At 72.6% G+C, this 20,284-nt stretch carries 17 protein-coding genes; 12 read left to right on the forward strand and 5 right to left on the reverse strand.

What is annotated here, in order from left to right:
- Positions 1 to 36: 36 nt before the first annotated feature.
- The gene (locus AB0L06_RS25340; protein ID WP_500233573.1) at positions 37 to 954 is read left to right on the forward strand and encodes a mycothiol transferase; all 918 of its coding nucleotides are present in this window, start codon (positions 37 to 39) and stop codon (positions 952 to 954) included.
- Between the two features lie 8 nt (positions 955 to 962).
- Here the strand turns inward: AB0L06_RS25340 and AB0L06_RS25345 are convergent, their stop codons facing one another.
- On the reverse strand, positions 963 to 1,454 hold the full coding sequence (locus AB0L06_RS25345; RefSeq protein WP_500233574.1) for a DinB family protein: 492 nt from the start codon (positions 1,452 to 1,454) through the stop codon (positions 963 to 965).
- Positions 1,455 to 1,526: 72 nt separating this feature from the next.
- On the opposite strand from AB0L06_RS25345, the gene AB0L06_RS25350 reads away from it, so the two are divergent.
- Positions 1,527 to 2,147, forward strand: a complete 621-nt coding sequence (locus AB0L06_RS25350) for a TIGR04222 domain-containing membrane protein (protein ID WP_500233575.1) — start codon at positions 1,527 to 1,529, stop codon at positions 2,145 to 2,147.
- A 98-nt stretch (positions 2,148 to 2,245) separates the two neighbouring features.
- On the opposite strand, the gene AB0L06_RS25355 is transcribed toward AB0L06_RS25350, so the two are convergent.
- On the reverse strand, positions 2,246 to 2,809 hold the full coding sequence (locus AB0L06_RS25355; protein ID WP_500233576.1) for a TetR/AcrR family transcriptional regulator: 564 nt from the start codon (positions 2,807 to 2,809) through the stop codon (positions 2,246 to 2,248).
- A gap of 81 nt (positions 2,810 to 2,890) precedes the next feature.
- Between AB0L06_RS25355 and AB0L06_RS25360 the strand changes: the two genes are divergently transcribed.
- The 9 genes from AB0L06_RS25360 to AB0L06_RS25400 all read left to right on the forward strand — a co-directional run bounded on the left by AB0L06_RS25360 (position 2,891) and on the right by AB0L06_RS25400 (position 13,549).
- Positions 2,891 to 4,039 (forward strand): FAD-dependent monooxygenase, encoded by a 1,149-nt coding sequence (locus AB0L06_RS25360; RefSeq protein ID WP_500233577.1) that lies wholly within the window; start codon positions 2,891 to 2,893, stop codon positions 4,037 to 4,039.
- A gap of 107 nt (positions 4,040 to 4,146) precedes the next feature.
- On the forward strand, positions 4,147 to 4,764 hold the full coding sequence (locus AB0L06_RS25365; RefSeq protein ID WP_500233578.1) for an NADPH-dependent FMN reductase: 618 nt from the start codon (positions 4,147 to 4,149) through the stop codon (positions 4,762 to 4,764).
- A 59-nt stretch (positions 4,765 to 4,823) separates the two neighbouring features.
- A complete protein-coding gene (locus AB0L06_RS25370) occupies positions 4,824 to 6,233 on the forward strand; it encodes an MDR family MFS transporter (protein WP_500233579.1) in 1,410 nt (469 codons plus the stop codon).
- Positions 6,230 to 6,850 carry a DsbA family oxidoreductase gene (locus tag AB0L06_RS25375; RefSeq protein ID WP_500233580.1) on the forward strand — a complete coding sequence of 207 codons (621 nt, stop codon included), beginning with the start codon at positions 6,230 to 6,232 and terminating at the stop codon, positions 6,848 to 6,850. Before AB0L06_RS25370 ends, AB0L06_RS25375 begins: the two co-directional genes overlap by 4 nt.
- 79 nt (positions 6,851 to 6,929) lie before the next feature.
- On the forward strand, positions 6,930 to 8,939 hold the full coding sequence (locus AB0L06_RS25380) for a WD40 repeat domain-containing serine/threonine protein kinase (protein WP_500233581.1): 2,010 nt from the start codon (positions 6,930 to 6,932) through the stop codon (positions 8,937 to 8,939).
- On the forward strand, positions 8,939 to 10,894 hold the full coding sequence (locus AB0L06_RS25385; RefSeq protein WP_500233582.1) for a WD40 repeat domain-containing serine/threonine protein kinase: 1,956 nt from the start codon (positions 8,939 to 8,941) through the stop codon (positions 10,892 to 10,894). Before AB0L06_RS25380 ends, AB0L06_RS25385 begins: the two co-directional genes overlap by 1 nt.
- A gap of 104 nt (positions 10,895 to 10,998) precedes the next feature.
- Positions 10,999 to 12,141 carry a rod shape-determining protein RodA gene (gene rodA, locus AB0L06_RS25390; protein ID WP_500233583.1) on the forward strand — a complete coding sequence of 381 codons (1,143 nt, stop codon included), beginning with the start codon at positions 10,999 to 11,001 and terminating at the stop codon, positions 12,139 to 12,141.
- A 62-nt stretch (positions 12,142 to 12,203) separates the two neighbouring features.
- Positions 12,204 to 12,770, forward strand: coding sequence for a PadR family transcriptional regulator (locus tag AB0L06_RS25395; RefSeq protein WP_500233584.1), 567 nt, complete (start codon positions 12,204 to 12,206; stop codon positions 12,768 to 12,770).
- 5 nt (positions 12,771 to 12,775) lie between these two features.
- Positions 12,776 to 13,549 carry an SGNH/GDSL hydrolase family protein gene (locus AB0L06_RS25400; RefSeq protein ID WP_500233585.1) on the forward strand — a complete coding sequence of 258 codons (774 nt, stop codon included), beginning with the start codon at positions 12,776 to 12,778 and terminating at the stop codon, positions 13,547 to 13,549.
- On the opposite strand, the gene mca is transcribed toward AB0L06_RS25400, so the two are convergent.
- Positions 13,546 to 14,400, reverse strand: a complete 855-nt coding sequence (mca, locus tag AB0L06_RS25405) for a mycothiol conjugate amidase Mca (RefSeq protein WP_500233586.1) — start codon at positions 14,398 to 14,400, stop codon at positions 13,546 to 13,548. The two genes, AB0L06_RS25400 and mca, sit on opposite strands and share 4 nt — an antisense overlap.
- Before the next feature lie 26 nt (positions 14,401 to 14,426).
- Entirely contained in the window at positions 14,427 to 15,059 is a 633-nt protein-coding gene (locus AB0L06_RS25410; RefSeq protein ID WP_500233587.1) for a TetR/AcrR family transcriptional regulator, read from the reverse strand.
- Between the two features lie 93 nt (positions 15,060 to 15,152).
- Here AB0L06_RS25410 and AB0L06_RS25415 point away from each other — a divergent pair, with 93 nt between their 5' ends.
- The gene (locus AB0L06_RS25415; protein WP_500233588.1) at positions 15,153 to 16,571 is read left to right on the forward strand and encodes an MFS transporter; all 1,419 of its coding nucleotides are present in this window, start codon (positions 15,153 to 15,155) and stop codon (positions 16,569 to 16,571) included.
- A gap of 51 nt (positions 16,572 to 16,622) precedes the next feature.
- On the opposite strand, the gene dnaE is transcribed toward AB0L06_RS25415, so the two are convergent.
- The gene (gene dnaE / locus AB0L06_RS25420) at positions 16,623 to 20,240 is read right to left on the reverse strand and encodes a DNA polymerase III subunit alpha (RefSeq protein ID WP_500233836.1); all 3,618 of its coding nucleotides are present in this window, start codon (positions 20,238 to 20,240) and stop codon (positions 16,623 to 16,625) included.
- Positions 20,241 to 20,284: the final 44 nt, after the last annotated feature.

A 20,284-nucleotide genomic window follows, 5' to 3' on the forward strand; every position in this document is an offset into this window, starting at 1 on the left:
GTACGGCCCGGTGGCGGTGCGCTAGCGTCCGGAAGCGTGAGTGAAGTGGACGAGCTGCCGCGACTGCTGTTCGCGTTTCCGGGACCGCTGCGCGACACGCTCGTCGCCGCGATCCTCTCCGGCGCGGAGACGACCACGACCGGCCTGGTCGTGCAGTACGAGGCCGAGGACGAGCCCCTGCCCGAGGCCGGACGGCTCGGGGTCATGGTCGACTCGTTCGAACGGCCCTTGGCGGTGCTGGAGACGGTCGCGGTCGACACCGTCCGGCTAGCGGATGTCGACTGGGAGCACGCCCGCGACGAAGGCGAGGGCTACCGGTCGGTCGCCGAGTGGCGGGCGGAGCACGAGCGGTTCTGGCACGGCGCGGAGATGCGCGCGCAGATGGACGACCCGGACTTCACCGTGGACGACGACACCATCGTCGTGACCGAGCGGTTCCGGGTCGTCCGGACACTGGCGGAGAACGGACGGCTCGAACCCGCGCGGACCGCCGGCGAGCGCGCCACGCTGGCCGGATTCCTCGACTGGCAGCGCGCCACGCTCGCGATGAAGTGCGAGGGCCTGGACGCCGACCAGCTTCGGCGCAAGGAACTCGCCCCGTCCGAGCTGTCGCTGCTCGGGCTCGTCCGGCACATGGCCGAGGTCGAGCGGAGCTGGTTCCGCGCCGTGGTCGGCGGCGACGAAAGCGGGAGTTACTGGCCGCGAGTGAACGGCGAGATCGCCGACTTTCTCGTCGATGACGCCGACCCCGACGAGGCGTTCTCCGTGTGGCGTGCCGAGTGCGACAACGCGCGCGCGGTCGTCGCATCCCACGACCTGGACGAGCCCGTCGAGTGGAAGGGCGACACCTACGCGCTGCGCTGGGTCGTCACGCACATGATCGAGGAGTACGCGCGGCACAACGGCCACGCCGACCTGCTGCGCGAACGCATCGACGGCGTCACCGGCGAGTAGTTCCGGTCTCAGTTGTCCGCGGCGAGGGGGACGGCGTCGATGGCGGCGCGCAGGGCCTCGGCGTGGCCGTTGTGGCGGGCGTATTCCTCGATCATGTGGAAGAGGATCCAGCGCAGCGAAACCGGGCCGCGCCGGGGGTGGCGGCCCGTCGCGTCCAGGCCGGGGGCGGCGGTGACGATCTCGCGGGACCGCGCGCACTCCTCGTACCAGGCGTCGTAGGCGGCGTCGGCCGTGCCGTCGAATCCGAAGTCGTCGCCGGGGAACCGGGACCATCGCAACGGAACGTCCTCACCTGCGAAGACGCGCCGGAACCAGGCGCGTTCGACCTCGGCCATGTGGCCGACGAGACCGGCGAGCGTGAGCGTCGACGGGTCGACGGAGCGGGTCGCCATCTGGCTCCCGCTCAGCCCCGCGCACACCATCGCCAGTGTGTCCCGCTGACGTTCGAGAACGCCCGCGAGCATGTCCCGCTCGTCCTGCCCCGCACCGGATCGATCCACCTGACCAGCCTAGTCGCGGGGTCTTGCCGGACGTCTCCCGGAGCGCGACGCTGGAATCGGCGCGATCTCGACATGAGCGCGGCCCTGGCGGCGGGAGGCGCGATGGACCTCTACGAGACGGCCTACCTGTGCGGGGGCGGGGACCGCGTCGCGCTCGTCGCGCTCCTCCGCGCGACCCAGGACGGCCACATCCGGATCGCCCCGGCGCGGCACCGGGTCACCGCGGTCCTTCCGGGGCCCGAGGACGCCGCACTCGATCCCGTGACGGCGGAGGCGCTGGCGTCGCTGCCGTCCACGGGCGCCATGCTCGGCGAGGTCAGGCGCATGGTGGCCGGGTCGGACGCGGTCGCGGACGTCCGGCGGGAGCTGGTGGGGCAGGGCCTGCTGTGGGGGCGGTTCCACACCCCGCGCGGGCGGCGCAGGAGGGCCGAACTCGCCCCGGACGCGCCGCTCGAGTGGGTGGCGATGCTCGGGGCGTCCGCCATCGCGGACGAACGACTCCAGAAGATCTTCGCCGCGCCCGACCCGGACCTCTCCGGCGCCCGTCGGCTCCGCCGCCATCCGTTGATCAGAAGGCACCCCCAGCACAGTGACTACAGCCCGCTCGACATCAGCAAGGACGGAATCGGCGGGACCTTCGACGGAGGCGGCCACTACGACGGAGGCGGTGGTGGCGGAGGCGGCGGCTGGTGAGATGACCGTCACGCGCGCTTGAGGATCGACCTCGACCTCAAGCGATCTTGGGGGCGCGGGGTGGAGCCTGTCGCCCGATCGGCGGGGCGGGGGGACGGTCAGGGGAGGATGCCCGCCAGGAAGTCGGCCGTGGCCCGGCGGAGGTCGTCGAGGGACGGCACATCGCCCGCGCCGGCCAAGGCGTCGAAGAGGACGCCTTCGTGGAAGGCGACCAGACGGCGGGCGTGGCGAACCGGATCGGAAGAGCCCGCGGCGGTGACGAGGGCGACGAGAGGTTCGCGGAAGCGGCGGCCGGTGTGGTCGTAGATCTCCCGGAGTTCGGGCCGGCGATTCGCTTCGAGGGCGAGTTCGTAGCGGGCGAGCGTGCGGCGGGGGGCGGCGGTGAGCTGAACGTCGAGGGCGTGCGCGACGATCTCGGTGAGCTGTTCGCGGGTGAGGCTCGGGGGGACGGGCAAATCCGCGAGCAGCGTGGAGCCCTCCAGTTCGGAGAGCCGGGTGAGGGCGAGTTCGAGCAGCGCGAGCCGCGTCCGGGCGATGTTGGAGGTCGAGCCGGGGGCGAGGGCGGCCGCCTCGTCCACGGCGCGGTGGGTGAGGCCGCGCATGCCCCGGTCGACCAGCAGGGCGATGGCGGCGTCGGCGACCAGCTCGGCTCGTGATGTCACCACCCCAAACTACCGGTGTAGTGAACCCCGAGCTACAGTGCGATCTAAGCGAACTACAGACGTAGTGAACGGGAGGCCGGCATGACCACGCGTACGGCGATCGTGGTGGGCGGCGGCATCGGCGGGTTGACCTCCGCGGCGGCACTCGGCGGCAAGGGTTGGAAGGTCACACTGGTAGAACGCTCGCCCTCACTGGACCCGGTCGGCGCGGGCCTGGCGCTCGGGCCGAACGCGCTGCGCGCCCTGGACACGCTCGGGCTCGGTGACCCGGTTCGGGCGCTGGCGACGTTCCAGGGGGACGCCGGGGTCCGGCGGCCGAACGGGGCCTGGCTCTGCCGGACGAGCGCGGAGGCCGCCGCCGCCCGGTACGGCGACCCGACCGTCGTGCTGATGCGATCGGCACTGGTGGACCTGCTCGCCGGACGGCTGGGCCAGGCCGAGATGCTGCTCGGCACGTCCGTGACCGGCGTCGATACGGACCTCGGGATCGTCCGGACGGACGACGGCCGGGAGCTGCGGGCCGACCTGGTCGTGGCGGCGGACGGCATCCGCTCGGCGATCCGCGAAGCCGTTTTCCCGGATCATCCCGAGCCTCGGTACGCGGGCTTGACGGCGTGGCGGTTCGTCGTGGCCGCCGACGAGCCTCCGATGCCGTCCGAGACCTGGGGACGCGGGCTGGTCTTCGGCGTCATGCCGCTCACGGAGAACCGCGTGTACTGCTACATGACGGCAGCGGTTCCCGCGGGGACGTCCGCGTCGGACGGAGAGAAGGCCGAGATCACGAGGCTGTTCGGGACCTGGCACGCGCCGATCCCCGAGCTGGTCGGGAAGGCCGGGCCGATCCTGCGGAACGACGTCCGCCATCTCAGTCGGCCGCTGCCCGCGATGCACCGGGGCAAGGTCGCGCTGCTCGGCGACGCGGTGCATCCGATGACGCCGAATCTCGGGCAGGGCGCGTGCCAGGCCGTCGAGGACGCGATCGTCCTCGCGCACGAGGTGACGGACGGCGGCGGGCTGGCGGCGTACACCGGGGCGCGGCTGCCCAGGACGTCCGCGATCGTGAAGCGGTCGGCGGGGGTCGCGCGGCTGACGAGGCTGAGCAATCCGCTCGCCGTCGCGGCCCGGGACGCGGCGATCCGCGCGGCGGGGCTGCTCGGCCCGACGGCCCTGCTGCGGCAGGGCGACGCGGCCTTCCAGTGGACGCCGCCGGGGGGCGGCGGGAGCTGGTGAGATGACCGTCACGCGCACTTGAGGGTTGACCTCAAGCAATCTTGAGGTCGCAGGGTGGAGCGTGTCGCCCCGATCGGCGGGGCGCGCGACCCCTGGAGCACGCGGCCATGAGCGAGAGCCCGCACGCAGGACCGTCACCGTCGCCCCCGGCTCCGCCGCTGCGGGTGGCGGCGATCATCGGGAGCACCCGGCGGGGACGGTACGGGCCCACGATCGCCGAGTGGTTCACCGGGGTCGCCCGTGCCCGGGACGACATGGAGACCGAGGTCATCGACCTCGCCAGGACGACGGCGTCCGAGGACGGGGACGGGGACGCACGGCTGTCGGCGAGCGAGGCGGCGCGGGTGTTCGCCAAGGCGGGCGAGACGCTGGAGCGCGCGGACGCGTTCGTGGTCGTGACGCCCGAGTACAACCACAGCTACCCGGGCGGGCTGAAGGAGTTCATCGACGCGCACCGGACGCAGTGGCTGGCCAAGCCGGTCGCGTTCGTGTCGTACGGCGGGATGTCGGGCGGGCTGCGCGCGGTGGAGCACCTGCGCCAGGTGTTCGCCGAGCTGCACGCGACGACCGTCCGGAACGTGGTGAGCATGCACAACCCGTGGATGACGTTCGACGCCGCCTGCCCGCACGCGCGGGCCGCCGCGGACCGGATGCTGGACCAGCTCGGCTGGTGGGGAAGCGCGCTGCGCGACGCCCGCGCCGTCCGTCCGTACGAGGTGGTCTGACGATGGCCGCCACGATGACGCGAAGGGCCGGGTCCGAGACCGCCGCGGGACCGCGGCCGATGACGATCGCGCTGGTCCTGGTGCTCGGCGGGGTGATGGTCTCGCTGGACACCACGGTCGTGAACGTCGCGATCAACCGGTTGTCGCAGACGTTCGACGCGTCGCTCGCGACGATCCAGTGGATCGCGACGGGGTACTCGCTGGCGCTCGGCGCGATGGTGCCGACGGCGGCGTGGGCCGTCGGACGGTTCGGGGCGAGAAGGCTGTACCTGACGGCGGTCGCGGGCTTCGCGCTCGGGTCCGTGCTGGCCGGGCTGGCCTGGGACGTCCCGTCGATGATCGCGTTCCGGGTGGTGCAGGGCCTGGCGGGCGGGCTGGTGATGCCCGCCGGGATGACCATCCTGATCCGCGCGGCGAAGCCCGAGGAGCTCGGCAAGCTGATGGGCACCAACGGCCTGGCGATCCTGGTCGGGCCGCTCGCCGGGCCCGCGCTCGGCGGCTGGCTGATCGACCAGGTGTCGTGGCGCTGGATGTTCTTCATCAACCTGCCGGTCGGGTTGGCGATCCTGCTGCTGGCCGGACGGCTGTTCCCGGCCGACGTCCCGGGCGCGCGGCGGGCGCTGGACGTCCCCGGGCTCCTGCTGCTCTCCCCCGGTCTCGCCGCGCTGATCTACGGCGTGACCCGGTTCGGGGACGGCGCGTCCGGCGCGACGCCGTTCGTGTGGATCGCGATCGGGCTGGCGCTCGCGGCGGCGTTCGCGGTGCGGGCGCGGTTCTCCGCGCACCCGCTCATCGACCTGCGGCTGTTCCGGACGCGGACGTTCTCCGCCGCGACCGCCACGATGGCGGTGTTCTGCACCGGGTACTTCGGCACGCTGATCCTCGCGCCGCTGTACTTCCAGCTGGTGCGCGGCGAGTCCGCGACGCACGCTGGGCTGCTGGCGATGCCGGGCGCGTTCGCGTCCGGGGTGGCCATGCAGATCGCCGGGCGGCTGGCGGACCGGATCGGGGCCGGACGGATCGTCCCGGTGGCGATCACGATCGCCGCGTCCGGGTTCGTGCTGCTGTCGGTCCTGCTCACCGCGGACGGCTCGTACTGGGGCATCGCCGGGGCGATGATGCTGGTCGGCGCGGGCGGCGGCGCGGCGATCATGCCCGCCATGACGGCCGTGACCAAGGGCGTCTCGCACGACCTGGCGCCCGTCGCGAGCACCACCGTCAACCTGGTGACGACCACCATGGCAGCGGTCGGGACGGCTTCGGTCTCCGCGCTGCTGTCGGCCCGCTTGCCGGATGGCGGGATCCAGGCCATCCACGGCATGTCCGGGGCCGCCCGCGAGGCCGCCGCGCCGACCCTCGCGCACGCCTTCCAGCTCACCTACCTGCTGCCGCTGTCGCTGGTCGTGGCCGCTCTCCTGCCTTCCCTACTGTTGATCAACCGTCGTTCGGCCAAGAAGGAGTCGTCATGAAGGTCCGTGTCGAGATGATCCAGGACGTCGCGTGCTCATGGTCCGCTGTGGCCCATGCCCGGCTGGAGAACGCGCTGGAGCGGTTCCGCGCCGAGGGCGGTGAGGCCGAGGTCGTGTACCGGCCGTTCCAGGTCGCCCCGGACGCCCCGGCCGAGGGGGAGCCGCTGAGCGAGGTCCACCGCCGCGCGTTCGGCCCGGAGGCCGAGAAGGCCACCGCCGGGATGACCGTGCTCGCCGCCAAGGACGGGTTCACGATGCGCTTCGACACCGCCGTGTTCGCCAACACCCTCGACGCGCACCGGCTGCTCGCGGCCGCCGCGCGGCACGGGAAGGGCGAGGAGGCCGCCGCGCGCATGTTCCGCGCCTACTTCTCCGACGGCCTCAACGTCGCCGACCCCGCCGACCTGGCCCGGATCGCCGGGGAGCTCGGCGTCCCGTGGCCGGCGCCGGAGGAGGGCGGTTCGGGCGACGAGGTCCGGGAGGCGATCAGGTTGGTGCGTTCGGAGGGCGTGACGAGCGTTCCGCGTTTCACGGTCGGTGAGCGGACGCTGCCGTCCGGCGCGCCGACCACCGACGCCCTGCTGACCGCCCTGCGCGACGCCGCGGCCGCCGGGTGACGGCATCAGGGCCTACGGACCGGATGGACTCCGTCACAAACAGCACCTAAAGGACAACTGCGTCTGCTAGAACATCCCCGTGGAAGCCCTGCGGCCCGGTGATCCCCGGCAGATCGGACCCTTCCGGCTGGAATCCCGCCTCGGCCTGGGCGGGATGGGCCGTGTGTTCCTCGGCGTCTCGCCCGGCGGACGCCGCGTCGCGGTGAAGGTCATCGAGGCCGCGCACGCCGAGGACCCACGCTATCGCCGCCGCTTCGCGCGCGAGATCGAGTCGGCGCGGAAGGTCGGCGGGTTCCACACCGCGCAGGTCGTGGACGCCGATCCGGACGCGCCCGAGCCCTGGCTGGCGACCGCGTTCATCCCCGGCCCGTCGCTGCGCCGGGTGGTCGCCGAGAAGGGCCCGCTCGGCCGGGACGACCTGCGCGCGCTCGCCGCCGGGCTCGCCGAGGGCCTGACCGCGATCCACGCCTGCGGGCTGGTGCACCGCGACCTCAAGCCGGAGAACGTCATCATGGCGGCGGACGGCCCGCGGATCATCGACTTCGGGGTCGCGCGGGCCGCCGACGCGACGTCCCTGACGTCGCACGGCGTGGTCGTCGGGACCTACGCGTTCATGGCGCCCGAGCAGGTGCTCGCCGGTCCGGCCGGGCCGCCCGCCGACGTGTTCTCACTGGGCTGCCTGCTCGTCTTCGCGGCGACCGGGAGGGGGCCGTTCGACGCCGAGACCATCCCGGCGATCGTGCACCGCGTCCTCAACGACGCGCCCCAGGTGGACGACGTCCCGGAGCCGCTGCGCGCGCTGATCCCGGTCTGCCTCGCGAAGGACCCGGCGGCGCGTCCGACCGTCGGGCAGGTGCTCGCGCACCTCACCGACCCGGGCGCGGGCGCGCTCCCGAAGCCGAGCCTGGCCGCCCTGCTCACCACACCCGCCGTCGCCGCCGAGACCGTCGCCGAGGAGGGCGTCACGCGACCGGCGGCCACGCCGGTCGCGACGCACGAGTACGTCCCGGCGCGGCCTTCATGCGAACCCGTCGACGTGCGGAGGCGGGGGCTGCTGATCGGAGGAGGCGCGGTGGTCGCGGCGGCGTTCGGGATCCCAGCGGCGCTGCTGCTCAGCGGCTCGGACGGCTCGAAGAAGAAGCCGGAGGCGCGGACGCCGCATCTGGTCGCCTTCACTCCGCCGTCCAGCACGCTCAAGGGGCACTCGCAGGGCGTGCGGAGCGTCGCGTTCAGCCCGGACGGACGGTTCCTGGCCAGCGGCAGCGACGACTCGACCGTCATGATCTGGGACGTCGCGGCCGGACGCTCCGTCCAGACGCTGCGCGGCCACACGTCCAGCGTGCTCGGCGTCGCGTACAGCCCCGACGGGCGGACCGTGGCCAGTTCGGCGCTCGACGGGACCGTCCGGCTGTGGGACGCGGGGACCGGCACTCTCAAGCACACCCTCCCCACCGATGAGTTCGGCGTGAGCGGGCTCGCGTACAGCCCGGACGGGCGCTTCCTCGCGGGCTCCAACCCCGACGTCCGGATCTGGGACGCGGCGAGCGGCCGCAAGCTGCGCACGCTCACCGGGAGCGGTCACGCGGGCGTCGACGCCGTCGCGTTCAGCCCGAACGGACGGACCGTCGCGGCCGTCACCGACGGCTTCTACAAGAAGGCGCCCGGCAGCAGCGTCCTGATGTACGACCCGGTGACCGGACGCCGCACCGGCACGCTGACCGGGCACAAGGACAGCGTCCGCGCGCTCGCGTTCCACCCCGACGGCCGGACGCTCGTGAGCGGCGGGAACGAGGGGATCGTCCGGATCTGGGACTACCCGGCCGGGCGGACGACCGCGACGATCGTCGTGGGCGGCGGCGTGATCCACGGCCTCGCGTTCACCCCGGACGGGCACCGGCTCGTCGTCGGGAGCACCGACCGGACCGTCCGGCTGTTCGACCTCGCGACCCGCGCCCCGGCCGGGACGCTGACCGGGCCGTCGTCCGCGATCGAGTCGGTGCGGGTCAGCCCGGACGGCTCGCTGGTCGCGGCGGGCTCCGGCGAGGGGTCGAGCGCCGACACCGACGTCTACCTGTGGAAGGTCCGCTGATGCAGCCGCTGCGCCCCGAGGACCCGCGCGAGGTCGGCCCGTACCGGCTTTCCGGACGGCTCGGCGCGGGCGGTATGGGCGAGGTGTTCCTCGGCGTCTCGCCGGGCGGACGGCGCGTCGCGGTGAAGCTGATCCGCGCCGAGTTCGCGGCGGACGAGCGGTTCCGGTCGCGGTTCGCGCGGGAGATCGAGGCGGCGCGGAAGGTCGGCGGGTTCCACACCGCGCAGGTCGTGGACGCCGATCCCGAGGCCGAGTCGCCGTGGATGGTCACCGCGTTCGTCCCGGGGCCGTCGCTGCGGCAGGTGGTCGTCCGGCAGGGTCCGCTCCCGCCGCACGAGGTGCGCCGCCTCGGCGCGGGCCTGGTCGAGGGGCTGGCGGCGATCCACGGCAGCGGCCTGGTGCACCGCGACCTGAAGCCCGGCAACGTCATCATGTCGCCGGACGGCCCGCGCATCATCGACTTCGGCATCGCGCGCGCGGCGGACGCGACGTCCCTGACCTCGGCGGGTGTCGTCGTCGGGACGTTCTCGTTCATGTCGCCCGAGCAGGTGTGCGCCGAGGAGACCGGCCCGCCCGGCGACGTGTTCTCGCTCGGCTGCCTGCTCACCTACGCCGCGGCCGGGCACGGCCCGTTCGACGCGCCGACCATCCCGGCGATCGTGCACCGCATCACCAGCGGCCCGCCCACCCTGGACGGCCTGACCGGGGACCTGCGCGACGTCGTCGCCGCGTGCGTCGCGAAGGATCCGGCGACGCGTCCGACCGTCCCGCAGCTCCTCGAACGCCTGACCGCCCCGGAACCGCATCAGCCGCCGCCTGCGCTCGTCCCGCCGCCCGTCTTGCCGCCCGTCCCGCCGCCTGTCTTGCCGCCTGTCTTGCCGCCTGTCTTGCCGCCGGTGTCGACGCGGGTTGAGGTACCGCGAGTTTCGCGACGAGGGCTGCTGATCGGGGGAGCGTCGGCGGCCGCCGTGGCGGTCGTGGGTGTTCCGACGGCCGTGCTGCTGTGGCCGGAGAGCGGCGCGGCGGGCGAGGGCGCGGTCCCGGCGACGCCGCTCGGGACGCCCGTGCCGAGCACGCTGCCGAACACGGCGGTCGACATGCTGCAGCTCGCCTACAGCGCGGACGGGAAGCGGCTCACCGGCGCCGCGTTCGACCAGCTCTGGCAGTGGGACCTGGCCACCGGGAAGGGCTCGTCCACCAGCCTCCAGTTCGACGACTGGACGCGTCCGCAGACGCTCAGCGCGGACGGGCGGATCGCGGCGGGCGCCACCCGGAACGGCGCGTTCATGGTGCGGGACGCGTCGACCGGGAAGGCCGTCGGCAGCCTGCCGGCGGGCACGCGCCCCCGGGCCGTCGCCCTCAGCCCGGACGGACGGCTGCTCGCCTACGCCGGGGACGACGGCGCGCTTCAGGTCTGGGACGTCGCCGCGAAGCGCATCGTGAAGTCCGGGCCGGCCGTCACAGGCGGCACCGGCTTCCGCCTGCTGTTCAGCCAGGACGGACGGGACGTCCTGCGCGTCGACCAGGGGAAGGTCACGCGGACGCGCGTCACCGACACCCCGGCCAAGGGCGCCACCCGCGGCGTCCCCAGCCTCGCGGCCGAGATCGGGTCCTCGGTCACCGCGCTGAGCCCGGACGGCAGGACGATGGCGGTCGCGACCGGCTCCGACTCCACGATCTCCCTCGGCCCGCCGGACGACTCCTCGGGCCGGAAGCTGGAGGGCCACACCGGCCGGGTCACCTCGGTCGCGTTCAGCCCGGACGGCACGGTCCTCGCGAGCGGCGCGGAGGACGGCACGGTCCGGCTCTGGCACGTCCCGACCGCGCGCCAGATCGCGTCCGTGAGCGGCGATCCGAAGAAGGTCGAGTGCGTGACCTTCGGCCCGGACGGCCAGTCCTTCGTCAGCGGCGGCGCGAGCGGCGTGACCAGAATCTGGACCTTCCCCGCGCACTAGAAACAGGGGACGCCACGCCCTGATCTGCGGCCTTCCCGCCTCTCCGGCACCCCCCGGCGCAATAATCAATCAATTGCGCAATCACTGATCATCGGGGGTGGCGGATGGCGGTCGCGGCCGACGACGTGCGGACCGAGCTCACCCACCGCTGGGACCTGGTGCTGCTCGGCGCGGTGCTCGCCCTGACGGCGCTCGGGGCCCTGCTGGTGTGGTCGGCGGCGCGCAGCGCGCCGGACCAGATCGGCAACCCGTCCGCGCTGCTGAAGAAGGACCTGCTCACCGTCGCCGTCGGGCTGGTCGTCCTAGCGCTGGTCAAAGCCGCCGACTACCGGACGCTGCGCGCCTACGCGCCGATCGCGTACGGGGTGTCCTGCGTGGCGCTGCTGGCGGTGCTGTCGCCGCTCGGTTCGAGGGTGAAGGGGCACCACTCGTGGATTCAGGTCGGCGGCGGGTTCCAGCTCCAGCCGTCGGAGTTCGCCAAGGTCGGGCTGATCATGCTGCTCGCGGCGGTCCTCGGCGAGCTGCGGGACGGCGAGGAGGTGCCCGCCGACCGCGAGCAGGTGATCGCGCTCGGGGCGGCGGCCGTGCCGATCGGGCTCGTCCTGCTCCAGCCCGACCTCGGGACGATCATGGTGCTGTCGGTGATCGTGTTCGGCGTGCTGGCGCTCGCGGGCGTCCAGCGGATCCGGCTGTTCGGGCTGGTCGCGACGGCCGTGGTGGGCGCGCTCGCGGTGTGGCAGTTCCACCTGCTGAAGCAGTACCAGATCAACCGGTTCATCGCCTTCGCCGACCCGTCCGCCGATCCGGCCGGGGCGGGGTACAACGCGCGGCAGGCCAAGATCGCGGTCGGATCGGGCGGGATCTTCGGGCAGGGCGTGCTGAACGGCCAGCAGACCGGCGGCCACTTCGTCCCCGAGCAGCACACCGACTTCGTGTTCACCGTCGCGGGCGAGGAGCTCGGCTTCGCGGGCGCAGCGCTGCTGGTGCTGCTGCTCGGGGTGGTCCTGTGGCGCGGGCTGCGGATCGCGACGGCCTGCGCCGATCCGTACGGGCGGCTGCTGGCGACCGGCGTGGTCTGCTGGTTCGCGTTCCAGGGCTTCGAGAACATCGGGATGACGCTGGGGATCACTCCGGTCACCGGCGTCCCGCTGCCGTTCGTGTCCTACGGCGGCTCCGCGACGATCGCCAACCTCGCCGCGATCGGGCTCCTGCAGAGCGTCCACGCCCGGCTGCGCATGTTCTCCTGAAGGGTCGGGGGATCCGGCGACCTAATCAACAAATTGAATAATCGCCGGGTACGATCGGACGCATGTCCCTGCGCAACGCGGTGCTGGCCGCCCTCCTGGACGGCGAGGCGTCCGGCTACGACCTGGCCAAGAACTTCGACGCGGGCGTCGCCAACTTCTGGATGGCCACGCCCCAGCAGCTCTACCGTGAGCTGGAGCGGATGTCCGGGGAGGGCCTGATCGAGGCGCGGATCGTCCAGCAGGAACGACGCCCCAACAAGCGGCTGTTCTCGCTCACCGACGCGGGCCGCCGCGCGCTGCGCGAGTTCACCGCCGCGCCGCCGCGTCCGGGAGCGATCCGGGACGAGCTGATGGTCAAGGTGCAGGCGGTGGACGACGGGGACGTCGAGGCCGTGATGGAGGCCGTCCGCGAGCGGATGGCCTGGGCCGAGGCCAAGGTCGCGCGGTTCGAGCGGCTCCGCGCGCGGATGCTCGACGGCCGCACCGAGGACGAGCACCTCGCCGAGGCCGAGCGCGTCGGCCCCTACCTGACCCTCATGCGCGGCCTGGAGTTCGAACGGGAGAACCTGCGGTGGGGCGAGCGGGCCCTGGCCGTCCTCGCCCGCCGCCACAACGCCCGAGTGGAGTGAAGAGCATGTCCTACCTGCGTTATGTCGCGGTCGGCGACAGCCAGACCGAGGGCCTGATGGACGGCGACGAGGCCTCCGGCTACCGGGGCTGGGCCGACCGGCTCGCCGAGAAGCTGGCCGCCCTGTCCGGGCCGGACTTCCGGTACGCGAACCTGGCCGTCCGGGGGCATCTCGCGGGCGCGATCCGGGCCGGGCAGATGGAGGCGGCGCTCGCCCTGAAGCCCGACCTCGTCACCGTGACGGCCGGGATGAACGACCTGATCAGGCCGGGGTGCGACGCGGACGCGGTCGCCGCCGACCTGGACGCGATGCTCGGCGCGTTCGCCGCGTCGGGGGCGACCGTGCTCACCTTCACCTTCCCGGACGTCGGCGCGATCGCGCCGCTGGTGGCGCGGCTGCGGCCCCGGGTCATGGCGTTCAACGACCGGGTGCGCGCGATGGCCGAGCGGCACGGCACCGTCCTCGTGGAGACCTGGGGACGGCCGTCCGTCAACGACCTGCGCAACTGGAACGCCGACCGGCTCCACGCCTCGCCCGCCGGGCACGCGCGGATCGCCGCCTCCGCCGCGCACGCGCTGAACCTGCCGGGCAGCGACGCGAGCTGGACCGATCCGCTGCCGCCGATGCCGGTCCTGCCTGCGTGGCGTCGCGCCGGGGCCGAGGTGATGTGGGCTGGATCGTTCCTCGGGCCGTGGGTGTGGCGGCGGGTCCGGGGACGCTCGTCCGGGGACGGCCGCAGCGCGAAGCGTCCCGAACTGCTGCCCGTCACCCTCCCTTAGCGGACGCCCGCGAACAGGTCGTCCTCAGGCAGGACGACCTGGACGGAGGCGGCGGCCTTCGCCAGGAAGTAGTCCTCGGTCGGCCACACGTCGCGTTCCACGTCACGGTCGTGCAGCATGAACCCGCTGTTCGGATCGACCTGCGTCTCGTGCGCGAGCAGTGCCTCGTCCCTGGTTGCGAAGTACTCCGCGCACGGGACGCGCGTGGTGAACTCCGGCACGGGGACGTCCTTGGGGAACTCCTTCAGGACGTCCGCCATCGGCGATTCCAGGCCGCGCGCGGTCATCCCGTCGTGCAGTGCCTCGAACCACGCCTTCGACAGAGCGCCGTGGAAGTACAGCTTGAGCGGCAGCCACGCTTCGCCCGCCTCGGGGAAACGGTCGCCGTCGCCCGCCGCGTCGAACGCCGCGACGGTCACCTCGTGCGTGCGCACATGGTCGGGATGCGGATAGCCGCCGGTCTCGTCATAGGTGACGACCACGTGCGGACGGAACTCGCGCATAGCCGCGACGAGTCGTCCGGTGGCCTCGTCCAAGGGCGTGCGCGCGAAACAGTCATCCGGGAGCGCTTCGCCTGGCGCGGGCAAGCCAGAGTCGACGAAGCCGAGGAATCGCTGCTCGACGCCCAGGATCGTCCGGGCCGTGTCCATCTCCGCGCGCCGGATCTCGGCCAGGTTCGCAAGGACGCCGGGACGGTTCATCGCGGGGTTGAGGACGTCGCCGCGCTCGCCGCCCGTGCAGGTGACGACCAGCACGTCCACCCCCTCGGCCGCGTACTTCGCCAGCGTCGCGGCGCCCTTGTTCGACTCGTCGTCGGGGTGGGCGTGCACGGTCATCAGCCTCAACGTCATGGAGCAAAATCTTAGGTCGGGCCTATTTATTCTGCAACATCATTCTTAGGTTCGACATAAGCACCGGCCTTGGCGGCGCAGCAGGCGGCGTGCGCGGCGCGGTCGGCGACCGCCTCGTCCAGGGGATCTCCGCTGACCAGGAAGCGGTAGTACAGCGGAGCCGAGACGGCGCGGATGACCTCGGGCGCGTCCGTGCCCTCCGGAACCTCGCCCCGCTCGACGGCCTGCGTCACGCACGGCACCCACTCGGCGATGCGTGTCGCGTAGAAGCGGTGCAGCGCCTCGGCGGTGCGCTCCTCTCCGGCCGCGGCGGCGATCACGGCCCTGAACAACGCGCCCTGCCGCTCGTCGGTGAGGGTCCTGACGACCAGCCGGGCGTTCGCGCACAGGTCACCGTCCAGCGAGCCGGTCTCCGTGCGCGCGACGGACTGCTCGGCCATGTCCACGAGCAGGTCGGCGACCAGCGCACGCGGGTTCTCCCAGCGCCGGTAGACGGTCGTCTTGCCGACCTCGGCGCGGCGCGCGATCTCGGCCAGGTCGATGCCGTCGAACCCGCACTCGATCAGCGCGTCCTCGGCCGCGCGCAGCACCGCGGCGCGCACCCGCGCGGTCCTCCCGCCGGGGCGCTGCGTGCCGGGCGCGGTCTCCAGTTCAGCCATAACGGGTCTCCAGTTCCATTTAGGCGTGACGGGTGGTACGTTCATCCCATCCTAACGGAACCACAGATCCGTTAACCGCTCCGGAGGCATCCCATGGCCGCGTCCACCACGGCGCCCCCCACACCCCTTCCCACGGCGTCCCCGGCCCGCATGACCGGGCGGCAGCGGCTGCTGCTCACCCTCCTGCTCGGCGCGCAGTTCATGGTCGCCGTGGACTTCTCGATCCTGAACGTGGCGCTGCCCGAGGTCGGGAAGGGCCTCGGCTTCTCGCTGGCGAACCTGCAGTGGATCGCCACCGCGTTCGCGCTCTCCGCCGCCGGTTTCACCCTGCTGTTCGGACGCGTCGCCGACATGGTCGGACGCAAGCGGCTGTTCATCGGCGGGATGGCCGTCCTCGGAGCGTCGTCGCTGCTCGGCGGGCTCGCCACGAGTCCCGAGGTGCTGCTGACCGCGCGCGTCCTGCAAGGACTCGCGACCGCGGCCGTCACCCCCTGCGGACTGGCCCTGCTGACCACCGCGTTCCGCGAGGGGCCGCTGCGTGAGCGCGCGCTCGGGCTGAACGGCGCGCTGATGTCCGCCGGGTTCACCGCCGGCGCGATCCTCGGCGGGCTGCTGACCAGCCTGCTCTCCTGGCGCTGGGCCTTCCTGATCAACGTCCCGGTCGCCGTGCTGGTCGTCGCGCTGTCCCCCCGCATGATCCGTGACGAGCGTCCGGCCGACCGGCCGCGCCTGGACCTGCCCGGCGCCGCGTCCGTGACCGCCGGCCTGCTGCTGCTGCTGGTGTTCGGCCTCACCCAGGCCGGCGAGCACGGATGGACCTCCCCCGCCACCCTCATCTCGCTCATCGCCGGCGCCGTGCTGGTCGTCGCCTTCTGGTTCGTCGAGAAGCGCGCCGCCGAGCCGCTCGTCCCGACCGCCCTGCTCAAGCGCCGCACGGTCATCTGGGGCAACACCGCCGGGCTCGTCGCCTTCGTGACCGAGACCTCGCTGGTCTTCCTGCTCACGCTCTACCTGCAGAAGGTCCTCGGCTACTCCCCGCTCATGACCGGGCTGGCGTTCGGCGTCCTCGGCCTCGGCACCGTCCTCGGCGGCACCTTCGGCGGACGCGTCGTCGGACGGATCGGCACCCGCGCCACCATCCTCACCGGCGGCCTGGTGCAGGCGGCCGCGACCGCGGCGCTGATCGCGCTCGGCGCCTCGCACGGCTGGATCGTCCTGCTGCTCGCCGCGACCTTCGTCGGCGGCGTCGGCAACATGCTGATGATCGTCGCCTTCATGGTCACCGCGACGTCCGGGCTGCCGGACGCCGACCAGGGCCGCGCCACCGGCGTCGCGACCATGACCCAGCAGATCGGCATCACGCTCGGCACCCCGATCATGAGCGCGATCGTCATCGCGAGCTCCACGAGCGCGGACGTCCTGCCCGGCCTGCGGGTCGCGATCGGCGTCAACGCCGCGCTGGCCGCCGCCGGGGCCGTCCTCGCCGCCACCTCCCTCAAGCGGGCGCGTTGACCCCGGACCCGTTCCCGGACCCGTTCCCCGGTCCCGCCCTCGACCCGGCCCTCACCCGGCCGGGTCGAGGGCTTGCGCGCCGAGCAGCGACTTCACGTCCGCCGCGAAGGACGGGCCGGGCTCGACCGTGAAGTCCGGCAGGTCGAACAGCACGTCCTTCGCCCCGCGCCGCCGGAGGAGAAGGTGCACCGGAGCCCGTCCCGGATGCGCGGTCAGGACCTGCCGCAGCTCCCGGACGAGGGTCAGCGTGACACGCGGCTCCGCGACCGCCAGGAGCACCGGCGGATGCTCCGACGCGGTGTCGACCTCGAGGACGGCGACGTCCTCCACGTAGACGCTGATCGCGTCGTCCCGCGCGTTGACCCGGCCCTGGAGCGCGACGACCCGGTCCTCGGCCAGCAGCTCCCCGAACAGCATGTACGTCTTGGGGAACACGAGGCATTCGAGCGCGGCGTGATGGTCCTCCAGCGTGACGACGGCCCACGGCGAACCCTGCTTGGTCACCTTCCGCTGCAGGCCCGCGATGATCCCGCTCACCCGGACGGGCCCGTCCGTCCGCCCGGACGCGAGCAGGTCCGCGAGCGACAGGTCGCGATGCGCCTGGAGCACCGACTCCGCGCCGTCCAGGGGATGGCTGGAGACGTAGAGGCCGAGCATGTCGCGCTCGTGCGCGAGCAGCGTCGCCTTGTCCCATTCGTCGAGGTCGGGGACGGTCACGAGCGGGCCCGTCCCGCCGTCGTCACCGCCGGGATCCGGTGAGCCGCCGCCGAACAGCGCGTCCTGGCCGTGCGCCTGGTGCCGTTTCAGGTCGAGGACGGAGTCCACGGCCTGCTCGTGCACCGCGACGACCGCCTTCCGCGCGTGCCCGGACGAGTCGAACGCGCCCGCCTTCGCCAGCGACTCGATGACGCGCTTGTTGCAGACCGCCGCCGGGACGCGGGCCAGGAAGTCCGCGAACCCGCCATACGGCCCGGACTCCCGGCGCGTCCCGGTGATGGACTCGACGACGCCCGCGCCGACGTTGCGGATCGCGCCGAGCCCGAACCGGATGTCCTCGCCGACGGCGGTGAAGCCGAGTTCGCTCTCGTTGACGTCCGGCGGCAGCACCCGGACGCCGAGCCTGCGGCAGTCCGACAGGTACACGGCCATCTTGTCCTTGTCGTCGCCGACGGACGTGAGGAGCGCGGCCATGTACTCGGCCGGGAAGTTGGCCTTCAGGTAGGCCGTCCAGTAGGAGACCAGGCCGTATCCGGCGGTGTGCGACTTGTTGAAGCCGTAGCCGCTGAACGGCACCAGGACGTCCCATACGGCCTTGACCGCCTCGTCCGAGAAGCCGCGCTCGCGCATGCCCGCGGAGAATCGCTCCCACTCGGCGTCCAGGACTTCTTTCTTCTTCTTGCCCATGGCCCGCCGCAGCATGTCGGCCCCGCCCAGCGAATATCCGGCGAGCTGCTGCGCGATCGCCATGACCTGCTCCTGGAACACGACCAGGTGGTAGGTGTCGCCGAGGATCGGTTCGAGCGCGTCCCCGAGTTCCGGGTGGATGGGCTCGACCTTCTGCCTGCCGGTCTTGCGCAGCGCGTAGTTCGTGTGCGCGTTCATCTCCATCGGGCCGGGCCGGTACAGCGCCGACACCGCCGCGATGTCGTTGAACGTCGTCGGGCGCATCAGCTTCAGCAGCGTCCGCATCCCGCCGCCGTCGAGCTGGAACACGCCGATGGTGTCGCCGCGCGCGAGCAGCTCGTAGGTCGCCGCGTCGTCCAGCGGGACATCGTGGATGTCGACGTCCAAGCCGCGGTTCGCGCGGACGCCCTCGATCGCGTCGTTGATGACCGTGAGGTTGCGCAGCCCGAGGAAGTCCATCTTCAGCAGGCCCATGTCCTCGGCCTGCGTGAACGGGAAGCCGGTGACGACCGGGCCGTCCGCCTTCGGCCGGACGAGCGGCAGCACGTCGAGCAGCGGCTCGGACGACAGGATCACGCCCGCCGCGTGGATCCCGGTGCCGCGCGTCAGGCCCTCGACGCCGCGTGCGGTGTCCACGATGCGCCGCACGTCCGGCTCGGTGTCGTACATGTGGCGCAGCTCGGCGGCCTCGCCGTGCCGGGGATGCGCCTCGTCGTGGACGGCCGAGAGCGGGATCTCCTTGCCCCCGGCCGCCGCCGGGAACGCCTTGGTGATCCGGTCGCCGAGCGCGTACGGCAGGCCGAGGACGCGGCAGGCGTCCTTCACGGCCGCCTTGGCCTTGATGGTGTTGAACGTGACGATCTGGCAGACCCGGTCCGCGCCGTACGTCCGCGTGACGTAGTCGATCATCTCGTCGCGGCGGCGGTCGTCGAAGTCCAGGTCGATGTCGGGCATGGTGACCCGCTCGGGGTTGAGGAACCGTTCGAAGATCAGCTGGTGCTCGATGGGGTCCAGCTCGGTGATGCCCATGCAGTACGCGACGATCGAGCCGGTCGCGGAACCTCGTCCCGGGCCGAGGCCGATGCCATTCTTGCGCGCGTACTCGCAGATGTCGGCGACGACGAGGAAGTAGCCGGGGAAGCCCATGTCCTCGATGACCGACAGCTCGTAGTCGATGCGTTCCAGCACCTCGGGCGCCGGGTCGCCGCCGTACCGCCGCCGCGCGCCGCGCAGGGTCTCGGCGCGCAGCCAGGACGCCTCGGTCTCGCCGTCCGGGACGGGGAACTCGGGCATCAGGTCGCGGTGCGCGAACACCGGGCCGTAGTCGCCCACGCGCTCCGCGATCAGCAGCGTGTTGTCGCAGGCCCCGGGCACCTGGTCGTCCCACATCGCGCGCATCCGCGCCGCGTCCTTCAGGAAGTAGCCACTGCCGGAGAACCGGAACCGCTCGGCGTCGGCGATCCGCTTGCCGGTGCCGATGCAGAGCAGCGCGTCGTGCGCGTCCGACTGGTCCTCGGTGACGTAGTGCGAGTCGTTGGTGGCGAGCGGCGGGATCCCGAGGTCGCGTCCGAGGCGCAGCAGGTCGTCGCGGACGCGCCGCTCGATCGGCAGCCCGTGGTCCATCAGTTCGAGGAAGAAGTTGTCCTTCCCGAAGACGTCGCGGTAGCGGGCGGCGGCCGCGACCGCCGCGTCGTATTGGCCGAGGCGCAGCCGCGTCTGCACCTCCCCGGACGGGCAGCCGGTCGTCGCGATCAGGCCCGGCGCGTACTCGGCGAGCAGCTCGTCGTCCACGCGCGGGTACTTCGCCGCGCGGCCCTCCAGCCAGGCGCGCGACTGGAGCCGGAACAGGTTGCGCAGGCCGTCCGCGTGCTCGGCCCAGACCGTCATGTGCGTGTAGAGGCCGCGTCCGGAGACGTCGCCGCCCGCGCCCGTCCGCTCGTCCGACTTCCGCAACGACAGGTCGTCGCTCCAGAACACCGGCTCGCGGCGGTACCGCGACGCGGGCGCGACGTACAGCTCCGCGCCGACGACCGGGCGGACGCCCGCCTTCTCGGCCGTCCTGTGGAACTCGTAGGCCCCGTGCACGTTGCCGTGGTCGCTCATCGCGACAGCGGGCATCCCGAGCCGCGCGGCCTCGGCGACCAGCGCGCCGACCTTCGCCGCGCCGTCGAGCATCGAGTACTCGGTATGGACGTGCAGGTGCACGAAGGAGTCCACGCTTCCACTCCCCCAGGTTGTAGATTCGATTCGCTCGTGGCATCTCATCTGCACGAGGATCATGCTGTCCAACAATGAACATGCGGATCGAT

It is taken from the genome of Spirillospora sp. NPDC052269 (assembly GCF_040679435.1).
Classification (GTDB): domain Bacteria; phylum Actinomycetota; class Actinomycetes; order Streptosporangiales; family Streptosporangiaceae; genus Spirillospora.

What these genes read in the sequence shown, in the direction of transcription:
- AB0L06_RS25385 (WP_500233582.1), top strand. Translation starts at nt 8,939, where the DNA reads ATGCAGCCGCTGCGCCCCGAGGACCCGCGCGAGGTCGGCCCGTACCGG.
- AB0L06_RS25370 (WP_500233579.1), top strand. Translation starts at nt 4,824, where the DNA reads ATGACGATCGCGCTGGTCCTGGTGCTCGGCGGGGTGATGGTCTCGCTG.
- AB0L06_RS25415 (WP_500233588.1), top strand. Translation starts at nt 15,153, where the DNA reads ATGGCCGCGTCCACCACGGCGCCCCCCACACCCCTTCCCACGGCGTCC.
- rodA (WP_500233583.1), top strand. Translation starts at nt 10,999, where the DNA reads ATGGCGGTCGCGGCCGACGACGTGCGGACCGAGCTCACCCACCGCTGG.
- AB0L06_RS25395 (WP_500233584.1), top strand. Translation starts at nt 12,204, where the DNA reads ATGTCCCTGCGCAACGCGGTGCTGGCCGCCCTCCTGGACGGCGAGGCG.
- AB0L06_RS25375 (WP_500233580.1), top strand. Translation starts at nt 6,230, where the DNA reads ATGAAGGTCCGTGTCGAGATGATCCAGGACGTCGCGTGCTCATGGTCC.
- AB0L06_RS25350 (WP_500233575.1), top strand. Translation starts at nt 1,527, where the DNA reads ATGAGCGCGGCCCTGGCGGCGGGAGGCGCGATGGACCTCTACGAGACG.
- dnaE (WP_500233836.1), bottom strand. Translation starts at nt 20,240, where the DNA reads ATGAGATGCCACGAGCGAATCGAATCTACAACCTGGGGGAGTGGAAGC.
- AB0L06_RS25410 (WP_500233587.1), bottom strand. Translation starts at nt 15,059, where the DNA reads ATGGCTGAACTGGAGACCGCGCCCGGCACGCAGCGCCCCGGCGGGAGG.
- AB0L06_RS25360 (WP_500233577.1), top strand. Translation starts at nt 2,891, where the DNA reads ATGACCACGCGTACGGCGATCGTGGTGGGCGGCGGCATCGGCGGGTTG.
- AB0L06_RS25400 (WP_500233585.1), top strand. Translation starts at nt 12,776, where the DNA reads ATGTCCTACCTGCGTTATGTCGCGGTCGGCGACAGCCAGACCGAGGGC.
- AB0L06_RS25365 (WP_500233578.1), top strand. Translation starts at nt 4,147, where the DNA reads ATGAGCGAGAGCCCGCACGCAGGACCGTCACCGTCGCCCCCGGCTCCG.
- mca (WP_500233586.1), bottom strand. Translation starts at nt 14,400, where the DNA reads ATGACGTTGAGGCTGATGACCGTGCACGCCCACCCCGACGACGAGTCG.